At 77.4% G+C, this 3,636-nt stretch carries 1 protein-coding gene; it reads left to right on the top strand.

Translation table 11 applies throughout. The annotated features are described in order from the left end of the window. A partial coding sequence (locus tag IE312_RS41600; protein ID WP_229900390.1) for a condensation domain-containing protein occupies positions 1–3,636 on the top strand: 3,636 nt, incomplete at both ends.

The following is a 3,636-nucleotide window of genomic DNA, read 5'->3' as shown; positions in this document are numbered from 1 at the left end:
CCTGCTGGCCCTCGCCGAGCGCCCCGGCCCCTGGCGCGCCGGACTGCTGAGCGCGGTGCCCTCGGCCCTGGACCGGCTGCTCGCCGAGGACGCCGTCCGCGTCACCGCGGACACCGTCGTCCTCGCGGGCGAGGGACTGCCGGCCCGGACCGTGCGCCGGGTCCGCACGGCGATCCCCGGCAGCCAGGTGCACAACATCTACGGCCCCACCGAGGCCACCGTCTACGCCACCGCCTTCACCTGCGACCCGGCCGACCCCGACCGTGACCCGCCGATCGGCCGGCCCCTGGGCGGCGCCCGCGCCTACGTCCTGGACGAGCGGATGCGCCCGGTGCCCGCCGGCGCGCCCGGCGAGCTGTTCCTCGCCGGCACCGGTGTCGCCCGCGGCTACCTCGGCCGGCCCGGCCTGACCGCGGGCCGCTTCCTGCCCGACCCGTTCGGTCCGCCCGGCAGCCGCATGTACCGCACCGGCGACCTGGTCCGCTGGACGGCCGACGGCGACCTCGTCTACCTCGGCCGCGGCGACGACCAGGTGAAGGTGCGCGGCTTCCGCATCGAACTCGGCGAGGTGGAGGCCGCGCTGGCCCGCCACCCGGCGGTGGAGGCGGCCGCGGCCCGGGTGGTCGAACACGCGGGCCACCGCCGCCTGATCGGCTACGTGGTGCCCCGCACCCCGGCCCCGTCCGGCACCGGCGCGCCCGCCCTGCCCGACCCCGGCGAGCTGCGGGCCTTCCTCGCCGGCAGCGTCCCCGACCACCTGGTCCCGGCGCTCGTCGTCCCGCTGGAGCGGCTGCCGCTCGGCGCCACCGGAAAGCTCGACCGGCGGGCGCTGCCCCTCCCCGAGTGGACCGCGCCGGGCTCCGGCGAGGCCGGGCGGCCGCCGCGCACCGAGGCCGAGCAGACCCTCGCGGCCATCTGGTCGGAGGTGCTAGGCGTCGCGGAAGTCGGCGCCGACGACAACTACTTCACGCTCGGCGGCGACTCCATCCTCGGCATCCGGATCGTCTCGGCCGCCCGCCGGGCAGGGCTCGCGCTGACCCCCCGGCACCTGTTCACGCACCAGACCCTCGCCGAACTCGCCGCCGCGGCGGAGCGCGTCCCGGCCGCCGCGGCCACCGCGGAACAGGGCCCGGTGACCGGCGAGGCCCCGCTCACCCCCGTACAGCACTGGCTGCTCGACACCCTCACCGGCGACCCCGCGCACTTCAGCCAGACGGTCGCCCACGAGCTGGCCACGGACCCCGACGAGGACCTGCTGCGGGCCGCCCTGGCCGCCGTGCTCGAACACCACGACGCGCTGCGGCTGCGGTTCGAGCGGGACGGGGACGGGCACTGGCGGCAGTACGGCACCGCGCCCGGCGCCCAGCCCCCGCACCTGGAGGTGCACCGGGCCGCGGAGCCGCGCGCGGTCGCCGAGGCCCTCGGCGCCGGCTTCGACCTGACCGCGGGACCGCTGCTGCGGGCCGCGCTGTGCCGGCCGGACGACGGCGGACGGCCGGTGCTGCTGCTCGCCGCCCACCACCTGGTGGTCGACGCCGTGTCCTGGCGGCTGCTCCTGGAGGACCTCGACGCCGCCTACCGGGCGCTGCGGGACGGCGAGCGGCCCGCCCTCGGCGCCAAGAGCACCTCGTTCCGGGACTGGGCGCGACAGCTCGCCGCGCACACCGAGGCGGGCGGTTTCGACACCGAACTCGCCCACTGGCAGCACCTCGACACCGGCACCGCACTGCCCGCCGACCACCTCGGCGGCACGAACACCGTCGCCGACGAGGAGAGCGTGACCGCCGGCCTGGACGCCGAGGAGACCCGCCGGCTGCTGCAGGAGGTGCCGGAGGCGTACCGCACCCGCGTCAACGACGTCCTGCTGTGCGCGCTGGGCCGGGTCCTGGCCCGCTGGACCGGCCGGGACCGGGTGGCGGTCACGCTGGAGGGCCACGGCCGCGAGGACCTGTTCGAGGGCACCGACCTCGCCCGCACGGCCGGCTGGTTCACCGCCGTGTACCCGGTCGTCCTGGACGTGCCCCGGGACGCCGGCACCGGCACCGTGCTCAAGGCGGTCAAGGAGAACCTGCGGGCCGTACCGCACGGCGGACTCGGCTACGGCGCGCTGCGCTTCCTGCACCCCACGGCCGGCCGCACGCTGCCCGCTCTGCCGCCGGTCTGCTTCAACTACCTCGGCCGGCCCGACGGCACCCCCGCCCCGGGCGGCCTGCTGCACGCGCCGCACGGCGGCCTCACCGGCGGCATGGACCGCTCGGCCGGCCGGCCGCACCTCCTCGACGTCCTCGGGCAGGTGACCGACGGGCGGCTGGAGTTCACCTGGTCGTACAGCGGCGCGGTGCACCGCAGGGAGACCGTCGGCCGGCTCGCCGCCGAGCTGGCCGACGAACTCCGGGCGATCGTCCGGCACTGCGCCGAACCCGGCGCGGGCGGCCGCACCCCTTCCGACTTCCCGCTCGCGCCGCTCGACCAGGCGGCCGTCGACCGGCTCGTCGGCACCGGCGCGGACGTCACCGACGTGTACCCGCTCACGCCCACCCAGACCGGCATGGTGATGCACGGCCTGGACGAGGCCGAACACGGCCTGTACGTCGAGCAGATCACCTTCGTCGCGGACGGCGCCGACGACCCGGCCACCCTGGCCGCCGCCTGGCAGCACGTCGTCGACCGCACCCCCGTGCTGCGCACCTCCGTCGCCCTGCACGGCGTCCCCGTGCCGCTGCAGATCGTCCACCGGGCCGTGACCCTGCCGGTCACCGAGCACGACTGGAGCGGGCTGCCGGCAAACCGGCGGGAGGCCGCGCTGGAGCGGCTGCTCGCCGACGAACGGGCCCGGGGCGTGGCCCTGGACCGCGCCCCGCTGCTGCGGCTCGCCCTGGTCCGGCTCGGCCCGGACGCCGTCCGCGTGGTGTGGACCTTCCACCACGTCCTGCTGGACGGCTGGAGCGTCTTCCACGTGCTGGCCGATGTCATGGCCGCGCACGCCGCCCTCGCCCGCGGCGAACGGCCCCGGCTGCCCGAGCGCAGGCCGTTCGCCGACTACGCCGCCTGGCTGGCCGGCCGCGACACCGGCCCCGCCGAGGAACACTGGCGCCGCGTCCTGGACGGCCTCGGCGCGCCCGCCCCGCTGCCGTACGACCGCCGCCCCGCCCCCGGCGACACGGCCCGCTCCGGCACCTGGCTGTCGCAACGGCTGGACGCGGAACGCACCGCGCGGCTCCAGGAGTTCGTCCGCCGGCACCGCCTCACCCTCAACACGCTGGTGCAGGGCGCCTGGGCGCTGCTGCTGGCGCGGTGGAGCGGGCAGCGCGAGGTGTGCTTCGGCACCACCGTCTCCGGACGGCCCGCTGACCTGCCCGGTGCCGACACCGTCACCGGCCTGTTCATCACCACCCTGCCCGCCCGGACCGCGGTCGACGGCGACGCCCCCTGCGCCGCCTGGCTGCGGGCGGTGCAGGAGGCCCGCGCCGAGGACCGGCGCCACGACCACCTGCCCCTCAACGCGCTCCACGCGCTCACCGGGCTCCCGGCGGACACCGCGCTCTTCGACAGCCTGGTGGTCTTCGAGAACTACCCCGTCGGGGACGCGACCGCGGGCGCGCACGGACTCGCCCTGCGCGACCTGGACGCCCGGGA

Source organism: Streptomyces capoamus (assembly GCF_014654935.1).
GTDB lineage: Bacteria > Actinomycetota > Actinomycetes > Streptomycetales > Streptomycetaceae > Streptomyces > Streptomyces capoamus.
This window is presented reverse-complemented; position numbering and strand designations above follow the sequence as displayed.